Origin of the sequence: Aeromonas sp. ASNIH8 (assembly GCF_002919855.1) — a bacterium.
GTDB classification, from domain to species: domain Bacteria; phylum Pseudomonadota; class Gammaproteobacteria; order Enterobacterales; family Aeromonadaceae; genus Aeromonas; species Aeromonas caviae.
In genome coordinates, this window is sequence record NZ_PQLN01000086.1 from 1 (window position 1) to 17899 (window position 17899).

Here is a 17899-nt window from a genome sequence, read left to right on the forward strand (position 1 = left end):
GGCGGCGTTCGTCTGATGGCCGCCCCCTGTGGTACACTCCGCCATCCCCTGTTTTTGGTAGGCATGCGATGAAATCAGCCCGTCCCCGTCTCTCCCTCTCCGCCCGCCCTGACGCAGGCCGCACGGCCAGCGGGCCCACCACGGTGCGCCCATCCCAACGCCGGGAGGCCCGGCACGCAGGGAGAGTCAACGAGCGCAAACCGGCCCCCGCCCCGGCGGCTCGCAAGCTGCTGCTCCTGAACAAGCCCTACATGGTGCTCTGCCAGTTCACCGACGAGGCGGGCCGCGAGACCCTCAAGGATTACATCAAAGAGCCCGGCATCTATGCCGCAGGCAGGCTGGATCGAGACAGCGAAGGGCTCTTGCTGCTCACCAACGATGGCAAGCTGCAGGCACGCCTCACCCAGCCGGGAGAGAAGACCCCCAAGACCTACTGGGTGCAGGTGGAAGGCATCCCGAGCGAGGAGAAACTGGCCGCCCTTCGCGCCGGTGTGGAACTCAACGACGGCATGACCCTGCCCGCCGGGGCGCGCATCATGGATGACCCTGTGGTGTGGCCACGCAATCCGCCCATTCGCGAGCGCAAAGAGATCCCCACCTGCTGGCTCGAGATAACAATCGTGGAGGGGCGCAACCGCCAGGTGCGGCGCATGACCGCCCACATCGGCCACCCCACCTTGCGCCTCATCCGCTACGCCATCGGGGAGTGGACCCTCGATGGTCTGGCGCCGGGAGAGAGCCGCGCCCTGCCCGCCCCCGAGCTGGCAACCGCGCCACGACCAGCCGCCACGCAAGGCAAACCACGGGCATCCGCCGCAGCCGGGGGCACTGGCCGCAGAGCCCCCCGCACCGCCCGGCCAACAGATCAGGATCCAGCCCGGGGGCGGGACCGCCGCGGGGCAGACCCGCGCCAGGCCAATCGCAGCGGCGGGCGCACCACCGCCCGCCGTCCGGCTCGCACCAAGCCCTCTGAATGAAGGCGACAGCGGATCTGCATCGAGCGCCCCTGCCGGGGCACAGCCAACAAGACAAGGAGTCCTTATGAGCGATCACCCACCGCTGCCCACCCGCCTCACCGTGGCCGCTCTGGTGCACTGGCAGGGGCGTTTCTTGCTGGTGGAAGAGGAGATTGCGGGCCAGCGCCGCTTCAACCAGCCCGCCGGCCACGTGGAGCCGGGAGAAGATCTCATCCAGGCGGCCTGCCGCGAGCTGAAGGAGGAGACCGGACTCACCGCCGCGCCCACCGGCTGGCTTGGGGTCTACCTCTTCAAACCGGCGGACAGCGAGGCCACCTTTGTGCGCACCGCCGTCATCTTCGACCTTGAAAAGTCGCCCGGTCAGCACCATCCAGAGGATCCCGACGGTGACGTACTGGCCTGTCACTGGCTCAGCCTGGAGGAGATTGCCGAGTGCAAGCCCGCCCTGCGAAGCCCCCTGGTGTGGCAGTGTATCCAGGACTATCTGGCAGGCACCCGCCTGCCGCTGTCGGCACTCAAGGCCTTCATCTAAGCGCCATTGGACGCTCTTTTTGACGCTATGGGGCCGAGACAAGAAAAACGATTTCCCGCCGCCGGGCTTCCAAGGAGAACGGCGGCAGGGAGATGTGACCGGGGGCGCAAAACTCTGGTAGAATACGCCCCGTTTAAACGAACTGGTAACTTCGACTAATGACAGACAACAGCCAAATCAAGGTGATCGTCGGCATGTCCGGCGGCGTGGATTCTTCCGTCTCGGCCTACCTGCTCCAGCAGCAGGGCTATCAGGTCGAAGGCTTGTTCATGAAGAACTGGGAAGAAGACGACACGGACGAGTACTGCTCTGCCGCCCAGGATTTGGCTGATGCCAAGGCCGTCTGCGACAAGCTGGGGATGAAACTCCACACCATCAACTTCGCCGCCGAATACTGGGACAACGTGTTCGAGCACTTCCTGGAAGAGTACAAGGCGGGTCGCACCCCGAACCCGGACATCCTGTGCAACAAGGAGATCAAGTTCAAGGCGTTCCTGGAATTCGCCGCCGAAGAGCTGGGGGCCACCTACATCGCCACCGGCCACTATGTGCGCCGTGACGACAGCACCGGCCGCCCGCGCCTGCTGCGCGGTCTGGATACCAACAAGGATCAGAGCTACTTCCTCTATACCCTGAGCGAAGCCCAGGTGGGTCAGAGCCTGTTCCCGGTCGGGGATCTGGAAAAACCCGAGGTGCGCCGCATCGCCGAGCAGCTGGATCTCATCACCGCCAAGAAGAAAGACTCCACCGGCATCTGCTTCATCGGTGAGCGCAAGTTCAAGGACTTCCTGGCCAAGTTCCTGCCCGCCCAGCCCGGTCCCATCGAAACCGTGGACGGCAAGATCATCGGCGAGCATCAGGGGCTGATGTACCACACCCTGGGCCAGCGCAAGGGGCTTGGCATTGGCGGTCGCAAAGATGCCACCGAAGAGGCCTGGTACGTGGTGGACAAAGAGGTGGAGCGCAACACCCTCGTGGTGGCGCAAGGGGAACACCCCCGCCTCTACTCCGACGGCCTGGTCGCGAGCCAGCTGCACTGGGTGGATCGCACCCCCATTCGCGCGCCGCGCCGCTGCACCGTCAAGACCCGCTATCGGCAGGAAGATATCCCCTGCCTGATCCAGCCCATCGACGATGAGACCATCCGGGTCATCTTCGACGAGAAGCAGGCTGCGGTGACCCCGGGCCAGTCCGCCGTCTTCTACGACGGGGAAGTGTGTCTGGGCGGCGGCATCATCGAACAGCGTTTCAGCCATCCGGTCTAAGGGCTGGGCGCTCACGAGCGTCCGCGCTGTACTCCCTTCTCCCCTCGCGGGAGAAGGGTTGGGGATGAGGGGGTAACCACCCTCACCCTGACCCTCTCCCTGAGGGAGAGGGGACAAAGAAAAACAGTACCAGGCAGCGATACATGATTGGCAACGTCCAGGCCGGATCATGGCATCGGCCGGTGAAAGAACAGAACAGGGCCATGAAGATATGAGCGACAAATTCCAAGACAGAACCATGGCCTTCGCAGGCATCTGCCAGGCCGCCTATCTGGTGCAGAAAGTGGCCCGTGACGGCTCCTGCGACGAAGCCTCCCTGCGCGAGAGCCTGCAAAGCATTCTGGTCACCAACCCCACGCAGCCGCTGGAAGTGTTCGGCAGCCACCTGGCCATTCGCGACGGCTATCGCGCCCTGGTGGAACAGCTGGGGGCCGACGGCAGCCAGAAGAATGCCGAGCTGACCCGCTACGTGGTGAGCCTGATCGCGCTGGAGCGCAAGCTCGCCAAGCGCAAGGACATCCTCAACATGCTGGGGGAGCGGATCAGCCAGATCGGCCGCCAGCAACAGCATTTCGATCTGCTCGACGAGCAGATCCTGGCCAACATGGCGAGCATCTACAGCGACCTTATCAGCCCCATCGGGCCCCGCATCCAGGTGGCGGGCACCCCGCTCTTCCTGCAGCAGCCCCTGGTGCAGCACAAGGTGCGCGCCCTGCTGCTCGCAGGCATCCGCGCCGTGGTGCTGTGGCGCCAGCTCGGCGGCAGCCGTACCCAGATCATCTTCGCCCGCAAGAAGATGGTGGAACTGGCCAAACGATTTTAACCCCCACACCAATCATCAGGAGTTCACCCCATGGAGCTGTCCGCGCTGACTGCCGTTTCCCCGATTGACGGTCGTTATGGCGACAAGGCCGATGCCCTGCGCCCTATCTTCTCCGAATTCGGTCTGCTGCGTTTTCGCGTCGAAGTCGAGGTGCGCTGGTTGCAAAAACTGGCCAGCCACGCCGGGATCCCGGAAGTCCCTGCCCTGAGCGAGGCAGCCAATGCCGTGCTTGACGGCATCGTCAGCAACTTCAACGAGCAGGATGCCGCCCGCATCAAACAGATCGAGCGCACCACCAACCATGATGTGAAAGCGGTGGAGTACTTCCTGAAAGAGAAGGTGGAAGTGAACCCGGAGCTGGCCGCCGTCAGCGAATTCATTCACTTCGCCTGCACCTCGGAAGACATCAACAACAACTCCCACGGCCTGATGCTGAAGACCGCCCGGGAAGAGGTGATCAAGCCTTATTGCGAAAAGCTCATCAGCGAGATCAAGCGCCTGGCCGTCGAGTACCGCGACATGCCGCTGCTCTCCCGTACCCACGGTCAGCCGGCGACCCCGAGCACCATGGGCAAGGAGATGGCCAACGTCGCCTACCGTCTGGAGCGCCAGCTCAAGCAGATCATGGCGGTGGAGCTGCTGGGCAAGATCAACGGTGCCGTGGGCAACTACAACGCTCACATCAGCGCCTACCCGGATGTGGACTGGCACCAGTTCTCCGAGGAGTTCGTCACCTCCCTGGGCCTGACCTGGAACCCCTACACCACCCAGATCGAGCCCCACGACTATATCGCCGAGCTGTTCGACGCCCTGGCCCGCTTCAACACCATCCTGATCGACTTTGACCGTGACGTCTGGGGTTACATCTCCCTGGGTCACTTCAAGCAGCGCACCATCGCCGGCGAAATCGGCTCCTCCACCATGCCCCACAAGGTCAACCCCATCGACTTCGAGAACTCCGAAGGCAATCTGGGTCTGGCCAACGCCGTGTTCCAGCACCTGGCGAGCAAACTGCCCATCTCCCGCTGGCAGCGTGATCTCACCGACTCGACCGTGCTGCGCAACCTGGGTGTGGCGGTGGGTTACTCCCTGATTGCCTATCAGGCGACCCTGAAGGGCATCTCCAAGCTGGAAGCCAACGCGGACGCCATGGCCGCCGATCTGGACGCCAACTGGGAAGTGCTGGCGGAACCCATCCAGACCGTGATGCGCCGCTACGGCATCGAGAAGCCCTACGAGAAGCTCAAAGAGCTGACCCGTGGTCGCCGCGTCGACGCCGAAGGGATGCGCACCTTCATCGACACCCTGGAGTTGCCGGAAGCGGTCAAGGTCGAGCTCAAGAAGCTGACCCCGGCCAACTACATCGGCGACGCCCAGCGTCTGGTTGATCTGCTGAAATAAGTGATGTAACCGAACCGGCGGGGGCTCTGTCATGACGGCAGGGCCCCCGTTGATTTTGGCCCATTTGATATGATCACCCTCTATCGGGCCATTTCAGAGCCCTTGCCCAAGCCCGCCTTGGGCAAGCCCTCTCACAAGATACGAGAAGCACCATGTACCAACTCAATCTGGATATCGCTCACTTCCTCGAGCACTACTGGCAGAAGCGCCCGCTCCTCATCAAGGGCGGTTTCACCGACTTTCAGGATCCCATCAGCCCGGACGAGCTGGCGGGTCTGGCCATGGAGGAGGTGATTGAATCGCGCCTGGTCACCCGCTTCAACAACAAGTGGGAGGCGGCCCACGGCCCCTTCGAATCCTACGATCACCTGGGGGAAGAGAACTGGACCGTGCTGGTGCAGGCGTGCAACCACTGGGTACCCGAGGTGCACGAGCTGGCGGTGCCCTTCCAGTTCATTCCGGGCTGGCGCTTTGACGATGTGATGGTGAGCTTCTCCACCCCTCACGGCGGGGTCGGTCCCCACATCGACAACTACGATGTGTTCATCACCCAGGGTCAGGGCAAGCGCCACTGGCGGGTCGGCGATGCCAAGCCCTTGAACGAGTTCGCCGCCCACGCCGCCCTGCTGCACTGCGAGCCGTTCGAGGCGATCATCGACGTCATCATGGAGCCGGGCGATATCCTCTACATCCCGCCCGGATTCCCCCACGAGGGCTACGCCATCGAGCCCTCCCTGAACTTCTCGGTGGGTTTCCGCGCGCCGGACGCCAAGGCCCTTGTCTCCTCCTTTGCCGATCACCTGATCGACAACGAGATCCGCACCGACCGTTACGGCGACCCGGACCTCCAGCCCCGCGCCCGCCACGGGGAGATCCAGCCCCATGAGCTGCACCGCCTGCGGGAGCTGATGCAACAGGCCCTCGACGACGAGACCCTGTTCAAGGAGTGGTTCGGCACCATGATCTCCGAGGCCAAGCACGATCTGGACGTCAATCCGGTGGAGCCGGACTACAGCGCCGACGAGGTGGCCGACCTGCTGAGCCAGGGGGAGCCCGCCATCAAGGTGCCGGGGTTGCGCAGCGTCTGGTTCAGCGGCGAGAGCCGCACCTGCTACATCGACGGCGAAGCCTGGACCCTGCCAAGCGAGGATCCGGCCGCCATCGCACTCCTGTGCGACAAGGACATCATCACCCAGGACGCGCTGGTGGAACTGGCCGATCAGGCGGGCTTCCTGCAACTGCTGACCCGGCTGGTCAACCGCGGCTACTGGTTCTTCGGCTGATCCAGAGGGCTGCCGCCCCTCCCGGCGTGCCGGGAGGGGCGGCGTTTTTTTCCGCTGTAGGCCAACCGGCTCCAGCCTTGCATTGCTTCGCCCTGACGCCGCGGGAGGGAGTGACTACACTGGATGACGGCCAACGGCATCGGGCCGGATCGCCCCGGCAAGGGGACCCTGTTGTTTGTCATTTAACAACATGGGATCGGGCAGGATGCGGGGCCAGAAATGGGAACCAAATGGCCTCAGTTGCGGAAAATCAATTATTTTAGCCCCTAAAATGAGCTGTGAGCGAAAACGTTATCTTTCAAATTGAGGCCGTTTTCGCTCAAAACGTTGTTTCTGGATCATAAAAAGTATCCAAAAACTGGTGTATATTGCACGGCGGAAATTCCTTAACCATGAAGACTGACATGAAAAAGACCAAAATCGTCTGCACCATCGGTCCCAAGACCGAATCCAAAGAAATGCTGGGCAAGATGCTGGATGCCGGCATGAACGTCATGCGCCTGAACTTCTCCCACGGCGACTACGCCGAACACGGTGGTCGCATCAGCAACCTGCGCGCTGTCATGGCCGAAACCGGCAAGCACGCAGCCATCCTGCTGGACACCAAGGGTCCGGAAATCCGCACCATCAAGCTCGAAGGCGGCAACGACGTCTCCCTGGTCGCCGGCCAGACCTTCACCTTCACCACCGACCAGACCGTGGTGGGCAACAAAGACAAAGTCGCCGTCACCTATGCCGGTTTTGCCAGCGACCTGCGCGTCGGCAACCGCATCCTGGTTGACGACGGCCTGATTGGCCTGGACGTCATCGAAATCACCGAGCGCGAAGTGATCTGTAAAGTGCTCAACAACGGTGACCTGGGCGAGAACAAGGGCATCAACCTGCCGGGCGTCTCCATCAAGCTGCCGGCCCTGGCCGAGAAAGACAAGCGCGACCTGATCTTCGGTTGCGAGCAAGGCGTTGATTTCGTTGCCGCTTCCTTCATTCGCAAGAAAGAAGACGTGCTGGAAATCCGTGAGCACCTGAAAGCCCACGGCGGCGAGAACATCCAGATCATCTCCAAGATCGAAAACCAGGAAGGCCTGGACAACTTCGACGAGATCCTGGCTGTCTCCGACGGCATCATGGTTGCCCGTGGCGACATGGGTGTCGAGATCCCGGTAGAAGAAGTGATCTTCGCCCAGAAGATGATCATCGAGAAGTGCAACAAAGCCCGCAAAGTGGTCATCACCGCGACCCAGATGCTGGACTCCATGATCAAGAACCCGCGTCCGACCCGCGCCGAAGCTGGCGACGTGGCCAACGCCATCCTGGACGGTACCGACGCAGTCATGCTGTCCGGTGAGTCCGCCAAGGGCAAGTACCCGCTGGAAGCCGTGACCATCATGGCCACCATCTGCGAGCGTACCGATGCCGTGATGCCCTCCAACCTGTCTGCTGCCAACGACAGCAACAAGCTGCGCATCACCGAAGCGGTCTGCAAAGGCGCGGTCGAGACCTCCGAGAAACTGGACGCCCCGCTGATCGTGGTTGCCACCGAAGGCGGCAAGTCTGCCAAGGCCATTCGCAAATACTTCCCGAAAGCCTGGATCCTGGCCATCACCACCAACAAGAAGACCGCTGCCCAGCTGGTGCTGACCAAGGGTGTGGTTGCTCACGTGGTTGACTCCATCGCCTCCACCGACGACTTCTATCGCATCGGCAAAGAAGCTGCGCTGGAAATCGGCATGGGCGTGAAGGGTGACGTGGTTGTCATGGTCTCCGGTGCCCTGGTACCGAGCGGTACCACCAACACCGCCTCCGTTCACGTACTGTAATCAGTCCTGAACCGATGAAAGCGGCGCCTGCGGGCGCCGTTTTTTTTTATCTCTCCCCCTGCTGCCCCTCTTGCGCCGGTGCTAGAATCCACGCGGATTTTACCCTGGTGGAAAATCCCCCGAACATCGCATAATCACCCGGACGCTTTATGCTCTCAACACGCTTCAAAAGAGCCTCGGCCACCCTGCTGCCGCTGCTCTGTTTACTCATCACCTTCTGGACCCCGAGCACCCTGGCGCAGGATCTGCCCCAGCGCGCCACCGTGCAGCGGGCGCTCGATGCCCTCGGCAAGTCGGACACCCCCACGGCCAGCCAGCAGGCGGACCAGAAGTTCCTGACTGATACCCTCTCCCTCCTCGACAGCATCGACAAGGAGAAGAGCAAGGCCAAAACCCAGAGCGAACGCCTGCGCACCCTGCCGGCAGAGCTCAAGGAGATCGGCGCCAAGCTCGACGCCCTGACCCAGGGCAAGAGCCCGGAGCAGCTCAAGAGCGAATACGCCACCATGAGCCTGGCGGAGCTCGATGCCCGCCAACCCGAGATCATGGCCAACATGCAGGCGGCCCAGGAGGCCCTTGGCACCATCGGCAGCCAGATCACCAACCTGCAGACCCTGCCGGAGCGGGCCCAGGCCAGCATGAGCCGCGCCTATCAGCGTAGCCAGGAGATCCGCACCCGCCTCAACGCCGGGGACGGGGTGAGCAGCGCCGAGAAAATGAAGCTTAATGCCGAACTGGCCCTGCTGGATCTGCAACTGGCCAACCTGCAAAAGGAGCTGGACAACCGCACCAGCATGCAGGATCTGGTGGTCAAGCAACGGGACTACCAGAGTGCCCGTCTCGCCAGTGAAGAGCAGAAACTGCAGGCATTGCAGGAGCAGAGCAGCGCCAAGCGCCTGGGGGATACCGAGAAGACCGCCGAAGAGACCGGCGAACTGGTGGCCGCCGAAGACAACCCCCTGGTGCAAAAAGAGCAGGAGCTCAACTACCAGCTCAGCCAGCAACTCATCAGCTCCACCAACAGCCTCAACACCCTGGCCCAGAAGAACCTGCAGGCGAAGAGCATGCTGGAGCGCGGCACCCAGACCGAGCGCAACCTCAACGAACAGGTGCAGATGCTCAAGGGCAACCTGCTGCTCTCGCGCATCCTCTATCAGCTCTACCAGCAACTGGAAGCGGCCCCCTCCACCCTGGTGAAGAACCTGGAGGAGCAGATCGCCGACCTGCACCTGGCCCAGTTCGAACTGAGCCAGCAGCGTGACCAGCTGTTCCAGAAGAACCAGTATCTGGACAACCTCATCGCCAGCAGCGGCGAGTCGGTGAGCGACGAAGACAGGGCCAGCCTTGCCAAGCTCATCGACACCCGCATCGGCCTGCTGGATCAGCTCAACCGCCAGATGGATGCCCAGCTCACCAACGCCATCAGCCTGCAACTGACCCAGCAGCAGCTGACCCGGGTCTATGCCTCCATCGAGTTCACCCTGCAGCAGCACATCTTCTGGGTGAGCAGCAACAAGCCCATCGATGCCAAGTGGTTCATCACCTGGCCGGCCCAGGCCTTCAAGCAGGCCTCCGACTGGGTGCTGAAACCGGACTGGAGTGGCTGGGGCGACATGCTGCTGGCAGTCTCTCTGCTGGCACTGCCCCTGCTGCTGGTGGGGGGCCTGCTGCTGTGGAAGCGCGGCACCCTGCTCGAGCGCCAGAAGAAGATCGTCAAGGATCTGGGACGTTTTCGTCAGGACAGCCAGTGGCACACCCCCCGTGCCCTGCTGTTCACCGTGCTGCAACGCCTGCCGGGCACCCTCTTCATCCTGGCCGCCGGCCTGCTGCTCGCCTATTGCGGTCTGCTGAGCCCGAAACTCATCTTCCAGATCACCCTGAACCTGGCCCTCGGCTACCTGGTGTTCAGCGTCTACCTGTCGGTGATGCGACCGGGGGGCATCGGCGAGACCCACTTCCGCATGCCGCGGGACGAGCTGCAGGCCAAGCGCAACAGCATGCGCTACCTCTGGCTCCCCCTGCTGCCCCTCATCATGCTGTCGACCAAGGCGGTGGTGGAACCCTCCTCCCTTGGCAACGACGTCATCGGCCAGGGCATGACCATGCTGCTGCTGGGACTGACCGCCTACCTGGTGCTGCCCATCTCCCGCGCCCGCATCAAGGGCGAGGCGAGCATGTTGCAGACCCTGACCGCCGTCGCCCTGGCGCTGGCGCCGGTGGCCCTGATGGTGCTGGCAGCCCTTGGCTACTACTACACGGCCCTGAAACTCACCGGCAGGCTCATCGAGTCCTTCTACCTCATCATCATCTGGGGTCTGGTCTATCGCACCGCCCTGCGTGGTCTTGAGCTGGCGGCCCGTCGTCTGGCCTATCGCCGCGCGGTCGCCAAGCGGGAACACAAGACCCAGGAGGATGCGGAAGGGGGCGAAGCCATCGAAGAGCAGCCCATGGATCTGGAAGAGGTCAGCCAGCAGTCCCTGCGTCTGACCCGCATCATGCTGCTGCTGGTGTTCGGCGTCGCCTTCTACTGGCTCTGGTCTGATCTGGTGGCGGTCTTCACCTACCTCGACAGCGTGGTGCTGTGGCACAAGAGCGAAGGGACCGGGGCCAACGCCGTGCTCTATCCCATCAGCCTGAGCGACGTGCTGACCGGCCTCTTCGTGTTTGGTGCGGCTCTGTCGCTGGCCCGCAACCTGCCGGGCCTGCTGGAGGTGCTGGTGCTCTCCAAGCTGCGCCTTGCCCAGGGCACGGCCTATGCCTTCACCACCATGCTCAACTACGCCCTGATCGGGGTAGGCAGCCTGACGGCGCTGGCCATGCTCGGGGTCCAGTGGGAGAAGCTGCAGTGGCTGGCCGCCGGTCTCTCGGTCGGTATCGGTTTCGGCATGCAGCAGATCGTCTCCAACTTCATCTCCGGCATCATCATCCTGTTCGAGCGCCCGGTGCGGATCGGCGACACCGTCACCATCGGCACCATCTCGGGCACGGTCAACAAGATCAGGATCCGCTCCACCACCCTCACCGACTTCGACCGCAAGGAGGTGATCATCCCGAACCAGCAGCTGATGATAGAGCGGCTCATCAACTGGTCCCTGTCCGACACCGTCACCCGGGTCATCGCCCGGGTCGGAGTGGCCTATGGCTCTGATCTGGATCTGACCCGCAAGCTGTTGATGCAGGCCGCCATGGAGAACAGCCGGGTGCTGAAAGACCCGGCCCCCATCGTCTACTTCCTCACCTTCGGGCCCAGCACCCTGGATCACGAGCTGCGCTTCTTCGTGAGCGAGCTGGGGGATCGCAACCCGGCCATCGACGAGCTGAACCGCCGCATCGACGTGCTGTTCCGCGAGCATGGCATCGAGATCGCGTTCAACCAGATGGACGTCTACATCAAGAACATGCAGGGAGACGAACAGAAGGTGGAATCCCGCCCGGCGCTGCCGCCGGCAGGGAACCAGCCCGTCTGATCCCGCCCGCTTCACAGGCCCCGTCACGGGGCCTGTTTTTTTTCTGCCCGCCCCCCGCCTTGGAAAGCGCAGATCGCCCCCAATATAGGGAAGACAACGGACTGTCTGCACGAGGAACCCAATGGACTCTCTCTACGCCGTGGTGCTCTTTGCCATCTCGGCATCGGTCACCCCCGGCCCCAACAACATCATGGTGATGAGCGCCGGCGCCAGCGTCGGGATACGCAAGAGCCTGCCCCTGCTCATGGGGATCTGCGTCGGCTTCACCCTGATGCTGTTGCTGGTGGGGCTGGGCTTTGGCCAGCTCTTTACCCGCTTCCCCGAACTCCACATGTTCATCAAGTGCGCGGGCACCCTCTATCTGCTCTATCTTGCCTGGCTCATCGCCCGCCCGACGGACGGGATGGCTGACAGCAACGGGACCCGCCCGTTCGGCTTTTTCAAGGGAGCCCTGTTCCAGTGGGTCAATGCCAAGGCCTGGGTGGTCGCCACCGGCGCCATCGCCGCCTTCACCAGCGCGGGGAGCGACCCTTTTGAACAGCACCTCGTCATCGCCCTGACCTTCTTCATCGTCTCTTTCCCCTGTGTCGGACTCTGGCTCCTGTGCGGTTCCCTGCTCAAGCGCTGGCTGGCAAACGATCTTGCCCGTCGCCGCTTCAACCAGGTGATGGCAGCCCTGCTGGTACTGTCAGTGGTGCCCGTCATTCGCGAGATCCTGATCCCCGCCTGAGAGGCCGGGACTCCCCTTTCCCTTGACCCGACGGATGGCCGTCGCAAAGGAGATGCAATGCAACAAGTGGTCTATGTGGCCAACCCGGTGAGCGGGTTGATCCATGTGTTTCGCCTCGAAGCAGGCACCCTCGCCCCGCTGCAGGAAGTGCAGACCGGCGGCGAGGTGCAGCCCCTGGTCATCAGCCCGGACCGGCGCTGGCTCCATGCGGGGGTGCGCCCCGATTTTCGGGTGCTGAGCTTCCCCATCGCCGCCGATGGGCGGCTCGGGGCCCCGACCTCGGCGCCGCTGCTCGGCAGCGCCTCCCACACCTGCACCGATGGGAGCGGCCGCCTCTTCTTTGCCGCCTCCTACGCCTTCAACCACGTCACCGTCTCCCGCCAGGATCAGGCGGGCCGGATGCAGCCCCCTCACCAGCGTCTCGACCACCTGATGGCGGCCCACTCGGTCACCTGGCTTACGGGGCAAAACGGGGAGCAGGATCTGCTGGTGGCCTGCCTGAAAGAGGACAGGGTGCGCCGCTTTGCCCTGGTGGACGAGAGGCTGGTTCCCCATCCCTTGGGGGACATTCACACCGCCCCCGGCGCCGGGCCCCGCCATCTGGCACTGCACCCGGACAACGGCGATCTCTATTGCCTCAACGAACTCGATGCCACCCTCAATCGCTACCACAGGGAGGCGGACGGACAGATAGTGGCGCGCGAGAGCCTGGACATGCTGCCCCCAGGCTATGAGGGGGAGCGCTGGGGCGCCGACCTGCACCTGACCCCGGATGGACGCTTTCTCTACACCAGCGAACGGGCCAGCAGCCTGCTCACCCTGTTCGGCGTCTCCCCCCAGGATGGCGCCCTCACCCCCCTCGGCCACTTCCCGACCGAGGCCTGTCCCCGGGGCTTTGCCATCGACCACAGCGGCCACTGGCTCATCGCGACCGGGCAGCAATCCCACGAGGTGGCGCTGCATGCCATCGACCCCGAAAGCGGCCAGCTCACCCCGGGCCCACGGAGCGAGGTGGGCAAGGGGGCCATGTGGGTGAGGGTGCTCGCCCTCCCCTGAGATGGCGAAAAACGGGCATAAAAAAAGCCATGGCACTGCCATGGCCTGCGTGAGCCGGCCCCCTCAGGAGCCGGTCACCTCCTTCAGGAAACCGGTGAAGCGCTGCCAGGACTTGGCATCGGCATCGGCGCGGTAGTTGTCCGAACCAAAGACGCTGAACGCGTGGGGAGCACCGCTGTAGCTGGTCGCCTCGTGCTTCACCCCGGCGCTCTCCAGCTCGGCCACCAGCGCCGCAAACTGACCCAGAGAGACCGCCTCGTCGGCGCTGCCGTGCTGGACAAGCAACTCTCCCTTCACCTCTTTGTAGTCCTGCCCGGCCGGGGTCTCCAGCCCGCCGTGCACGCTCACCACCCCCTTGAGATCCGCCCCGCTGCGGGCCAGCTCCAGCACGGCGGCGCCGCCGAAGCAGTAACCGAGGGCCACCGCATTGTCGAGCCGCCCCCCCTGCCTGCCCGCCTCCGCCAATCCCCCTTGCAGCAGGGTGCGCATCCTGGTCCTGTCCTGATAAAGGGCCCCGGTGAGGCGCTTCTTGTCTTCCACCGTGCTCGGCCTGACCCCGGCACCGAACAAATCTACGGCAAAGACACTGTAGCCCAGGGCCACCAGCATCTCGGCCCGCTTGATCTCGTAACCGTTGAGCCCGTCCCAGTCGTGCACCAGCACCACCAGAGGGGCATCCTTGTCGGCACCCGCCAGGTAATAGCCCTCGAACGGATTGCCTTCGACCTCGTAGCGCACCGCACCGGCCTCGGCCGCGCCGCTTCCCATCAGCCCCAGCAGGGCCAGGATCCATGCCCTCTTCATCCTTTCGTCCTCTCCCGTCAATGGTGCCCCTGAGTGTAGCCGCTTCACATGGGGAGGCCGGGTTCAGTGGTACGCAGGCAAAGAAAAAGAGGCCACCCGAAGGTGGCCTCTTTTTCATCATCTCAACGTACAGCAAGCCAGGCGCTTAATCCTTGGCGCTCTCCATGGCACCCGTTTCGGAGTGCTGGGGCAGGATGAGGTTCAGCAGGATGGCCGCCACCGAGGCCAGCCCCACGCCCGCCAGGGCGAAGTCACCGATCTTCATCTCCAGGGCACCGACACCCACGGTCAGGGTCACCGCCACGATGGCGATGTTGCGGGACAGCCCCAGATCCACCTTGGACTCCACCAGGGTCTTGAGACCGATGGCGGCGATGGATCCGAACAGCAGCAGCATGATGCCGCCCATCACCGGCATGGGGATGGAGGTGAGCAGGGCGTTGAACTTGCCGAAGAAGGCCAGAATGATGGCGAACACCGCGGCCCAGGTCATGGTGACCGGGTTGAAGTTGCGGGTGATCATCACGGCGCCGGTCACTTCCGCATAGGTGGTGACGGGGGGACCACCGATGAAACCGGCGAAGCAGACGCCGATGCCGTCACCGGCCAGGGTGCGGTGCAGGCCCGGATCCTTGGTGTAGTCCTTGCCGGTCACGCCGCCGATGGCGAGCACGCCGCCGATGTGCTCGATGCAGGGGGCGATGGCCACCGGCAGCATGAAGAGGGCCGCGGCCCAGTTGATCTCCGGGGTCTCGAAGTGGGGCAACGCCAGCCAGGGGGCGTTGACCATGCCGTCGAAACTCACCTGGCCCATCAGCACGGCAGAGACATAACCGGCGATGACACCGCACAGGATGGGGATGAGCTTGATCCAGCCCTTGCAGAACACGGCGGCAATCAGGGTGACCGCCAGCGAGATCCCCGCCAGGGTCAGCGCCGTGGTGGCAGGCACCACCTGCTCACCGCCGGCACGGCCCATGGCCATGTTGCAGGCTACCTGGGCCACCGACAGGCCGATCACCATGATGACGGGACCGATGACCACGGGGGGCAGCAGCTTGTGCACGAAGCCCATGCCACGAGCGCGGATGATGGCCGCCAGGATGAAATACATGAAGCCCGCGGCAAACAGACCGAACATGGTGGAGGGCAGGCCCCAGGTCTGGGTGGCATAGATGATGGGGGCGATGAAGGCGAAGCTGGAGCCGAGGAAGATCGGCACCTGGCGACGGGTGCAGAGCTGGAACAGCAGGGTGCCGACACCGGCGCCAAGCAGGGCCATGGAGGGATTCAGTCCGGTGAGCAGGGGCACCAGCACCATGGCACCGAAGGCGACAAACAGAATTTGCAGCCCGGCGACGCTTTGCTTGACCAAGGAAAACATGGGTATCCTTAATTTTTTGATAACTGACAGGGATATTTGACACTTTTCAGTCATCACAAGACGTTTTCAAGGCAGCCAACGGGCCAAACGGCGTCATTTGTTGCCTTTTACTGCTTGGGGAGGGCATGAAACTGGCTTTTTAGGCGGGATTCGCTGCTACAAGCATCGAGGATGTGATTTTACGCAATTTTATGGCCAACGCCAATCGTTTTTCCGGCGAGTTGACATGACAAGGCTTTCAACTGGTCGACGCAGATATCGCCCCAACCCCCTCTCTATACTCGAAGGCGTGACCCCACACCGACAAGGAGTTTCCCATGTCACTGCCCTCGTTCAAACCCAGCCAGCGCCGGCTGCTGCTGGGCTCGGCCATCGCCCTGGCCCTGTTCGCCACCCCGCTGAGCTATGACTTCGACCACCACCAGTGGCAGGTAAACCAGGCCCATGCCAAGTCCTGCTTCATTGCCGGTACCCGCATCCTGATGGCCGATGGCTGCGAACGCCCCATCGAGACCCTGCGGATCGGCGATCGGGTGCGGGACAGGCACGGGCAGAGCAACCGCATCCAGGCCATCGAGCGGGTGGCGCTGGGGGGGCGCAGGCTCTACGGGCTCAATCATCTGCCCCCCTTCTTTACCGCCGAGCACCCCTTCCTCACCACCCGGGGCTGGGCGGCCATCGCACCGGCCATGACTCGCACCGAAAACCCGGCCCTCGCCGTGCTGCCGCTCTTTACCGGCATGCACCTGCTGGGTTGGTCAGAGGGAGGCAGCGCGGGCAACCTGGCGCTGGCGCCGCACCCTGTCGACCTGCCGGTGGCCTCCCTCTCCTGGGTTGATGCCCCGCCCGCCACGGCGCTGTTCAACCTGATCCTCGATGGCAGCCACAGCTATGTGGCCAATGGGCTGATCGTGCACAACAAAGGGGGGGATGGCGGCGGCAACAGTGGTAGCGGAGGCGGCAACAGCGGCGGCGGAGGCAGCAACAGCGGCGGTGGGGGCAATAGTAGCCACAGTGGAAACAATAGCGGAAATGGAGGCGATAGTAGCCATAACGGAAACAATGGCGGGGACGACAGCGGCCACGGCGGCGATGACCGTGGTCAGGGCGAACATGCCGGTGGCGACCAGCACGCTGGCGGCGATCGCCACGGCGGTGGCGACAAGCATGCAGGCGGGGAGCGTCATGCCGGTGGCCGGGTGGACGACAACGGCGTGGACGCCGTCGACGCCAATGGCAACAAGCTTCGAGGCGATGGCAGCGTGGATGACAACGGTATGGACGCCGTCGATGCCAATGGCAACAAGCTTCGAGGCGATGGCAACGTGGATGACAACGGTGTGGACGCCGTCGACGCCAATGGCAACAAGCTTCGAGGCGATGGCAGCGTGGACGACAACGGTGTGGACGCCGTCGACGCCAATGGCAACAAGCTTCGGGGCGACGGCAGCGTCGATGACCGCCTGGTGCCCCCGCCCGCTCAATAGGTGTCAGCGTCCTGCCCCGCACACACAGCAGGGCAGAAAACAGAGAGGGTGGCCTGGGCCACCCTCTCTTTTTCTATGGCATCGTCATGCCCGCGACACGTGCGGGCAGGTCGCACCTCAGACCCGGCGGTACGGCAGGTAGACCGGCTCCCACATATGGCTCAGGATGTGCTCTTGCAGATCCTGACCGATGAGCGGGTGGGAGGGGTCGCGGCGCACGATATCCTTGAGCACCGCGGTCGCCACGTGCACCGAGATGTTGCGCAGCTCGCTGATCCTCGGGTAGACGGTGCCCCGGGCGAGATCCGCCTCGCTCACGCACTCCGCGAGCGCAAAGGCGGCGGTGGTGAAGATGTCCGGGCTTATCTCGCGGATCTGGCTGACGATGGCCGCCAGCCCCACCCCGGGGAAGATGAAGACGTTGTTGCCCTGACCGATGCGATAATCCTGCCCCTCATGGTGCACGTCCTTGAACGGGCTGCCGGTGGCGACGATGGCGCGCCCCTGGCTCCAGCGGAAGATGTCTTCCGGCAGGGCCTCGCAGTTGGCGGTGGGGTTGGAGAGGGGGAACACCATGGGGCGATCGCAGTGGGCCAGCATCAGCTGGATGTGCTCCTCCTGGAAGGCGCCACCGGCGCCGCTGGTGCCGAGCAGCACTGTGATGGGCACGTGGCGCAGCACCTCGGTCAGCCCCGCCTTGCCCGGCAGATCCCACTGGGCCAGCAAGAGGCCCGGCTTGGCGTAGCGGCGCTTGTACTCATCCAGCCCCTCGCGGTTGTCACACACCAGCCCCTGGGTATCCAGGATGTATATGCGATCCCGCGCCGCCTGCGGGTCAAGCCCCTCGCGGATCATCCCCGCGCAGATCTGATG

Annotated in this window: 14 protein-coding genes; 11 read left to right on the plus strand and 3 right to left on the minus strand. The window is 63.6% G+C overall.

The features are described from left to right. The first annotated feature begins 68 nt into the window (after nucleotides 1-68). The 10 genes from C3418_RS18375 to C3418_RS18420 all read left to right on the plus strand — a co-directional run bounded on the left by C3418_RS18375 (nucleotide 69) and on the right by C3418_RS18420 (nucleotide 13351). The gene (locus C3418_RS18375) at nucleotides 69-977 is read left to right on the plus strand and encodes a pseudouridine synthase (protein ID WP_103859025.1); all 909 of its coding nucleotides are present in this window, start codon (nucleotides 69-71) and stop codon (nucleotides 975-977) included. 64 nt (nucleotides 978-1041) lie between these two features. Beyond that, nucleotides 1042-1509 carry an NUDIX hydrolase gene (locus tag C3418_RS18380; RefSeq protein WP_039039255.1) on the plus strand — a complete coding sequence of 156 codons (468 nt, stop codon included), beginning with the start codon at nucleotides 1042-1044 and terminating at the stop codon, nucleotides 1507-1509. Between the two features lie 158 nt (nucleotides 1510-1667). Beyond that, nucleotides 1668-2774, plus strand: a complete 1107-nt coding sequence (gene mnmA / locus C3418_RS18385) for a tRNA 2-thiouridine(34) synthase MnmA (RefSeq protein WP_010673619.1) — start codon at nucleotides 1668-1670, stop codon at nucleotides 2772-2774. Between the two features lie 211 nt (nucleotides 2775-2985). Next, entirely contained in the window at nucleotides 2986-3597 is a 612-nt protein-coding gene (hflD, locus tag C3418_RS18390; protein ID WP_010673618.1) for a high frequency lysogenization protein HflD, read from the plus strand. Nucleotides 3598-3627: 30 nt separating this feature from the next. Next, entirely contained in the window at nucleotides 3628-4998 is a 1371-nt protein-coding gene (gene purB, locus C3418_RS18395) for an adenylosuccinate lyase (protein ID WP_010673617.1), read from the plus strand. A 152-nt stretch (nucleotides 4999-5150) separates the two neighbouring features. Then, a complete protein-coding gene (locus C3418_RS18400; protein ID WP_102948718.1) occupies nucleotides 5151-6281 on the plus strand; it encodes a cupin domain-containing protein in 1131 nt (376 codons plus the stop codon). Nucleotides 6282-6685: 404 nt separating this feature from the next. Next, nucleotides 6686-8098 (plus strand): pyruvate kinase PykF, encoded by a 1413-nt coding sequence (gene pykF / locus C3418_RS18405; protein WP_010673615.1) that lies wholly within the window; start codon nucleotides 6686-6688, stop codon nucleotides 8096-8098. A gap of 149 nt (nucleotides 8099-8247) precedes the next feature. Further along, the gene (mscK, locus tag C3418_RS18410; RefSeq protein ID WP_103859026.1) at nucleotides 8248-11565 is read left to right on the plus strand and encodes a mechanosensitive channel MscK; all 3318 of its coding nucleotides are present in this window, start codon (nucleotides 8248-8250) and stop codon (nucleotides 11563-11565) included. Nucleotides 11566-11686: 121 nt separating this feature from the next. Continuing rightward, nucleotides 11687-12295: a LysE family translocator gene (locus C3418_RS18415; RefSeq protein ID WP_010673613.1), complete on the plus strand. Its 609-nt coding sequence runs from the start codon at nucleotides 11687-11689 to the stop codon at nucleotides 12293-12295. A gap of 57 nt (nucleotides 12296-12352) precedes the next feature. Continuing rightward, the gene (locus tag C3418_RS18420; RefSeq protein WP_103859027.1) at nucleotides 12353-13351 is read left to right on the plus strand and encodes a beta-propeller fold lactonase family protein; all 999 of its coding nucleotides are present in this window, start codon (nucleotides 12353-12355) and stop codon (nucleotides 13349-13351) included. 63 nt (nucleotides 13352-13414) lie between these two features. Here C3418_RS18420 and C3418_RS18425 read toward each other — a convergent pair whose 3' ends face one another. Then, nucleotides 13415-14155: a dienelactone hydrolase family protein gene (locus C3418_RS18425; RefSeq protein ID WP_103859028.1), complete on the minus strand. Its 741-nt coding sequence runs from the start codon at nucleotides 14153-14155 to the stop codon at nucleotides 13415-13417. Between the two features lie 145 nt (nucleotides 14156-14300). Further along, nucleotides 14301-15539, minus strand: coding sequence for a uracil-xanthine permease family protein (locus tag C3418_RS18430; protein WP_041213272.1), 1239 nt, complete (start codon nucleotides 15537-15539; stop codon nucleotides 14301-14303). Between the two features lie 317 nt (nucleotides 15540-15856). Here C3418_RS18430 and C3418_RS18435 point away from each other — a divergent pair, with 317 nt between their 5' ends. Then, nucleotides 15857-17026 (plus strand): Hint domain-containing protein, encoded by a 1170-nt coding sequence (locus C3418_RS18435; RefSeq protein ID WP_103859029.1) that lies wholly within the window; start codon nucleotides 15857-15859, stop codon nucleotides 17024-17026. 117 nt (nucleotides 17027-17143) lie between these two features. Here C3418_RS18435 and C3418_RS18440 read toward each other — a convergent pair. Then, on the minus strand, nucleotides 17144-17899 hold a 756-nt coding region (locus tag C3418_RS18440; RefSeq protein ID WP_308457650.1), incomplete at its 5' end, for a malic enzyme-like NAD(P)-binding protein.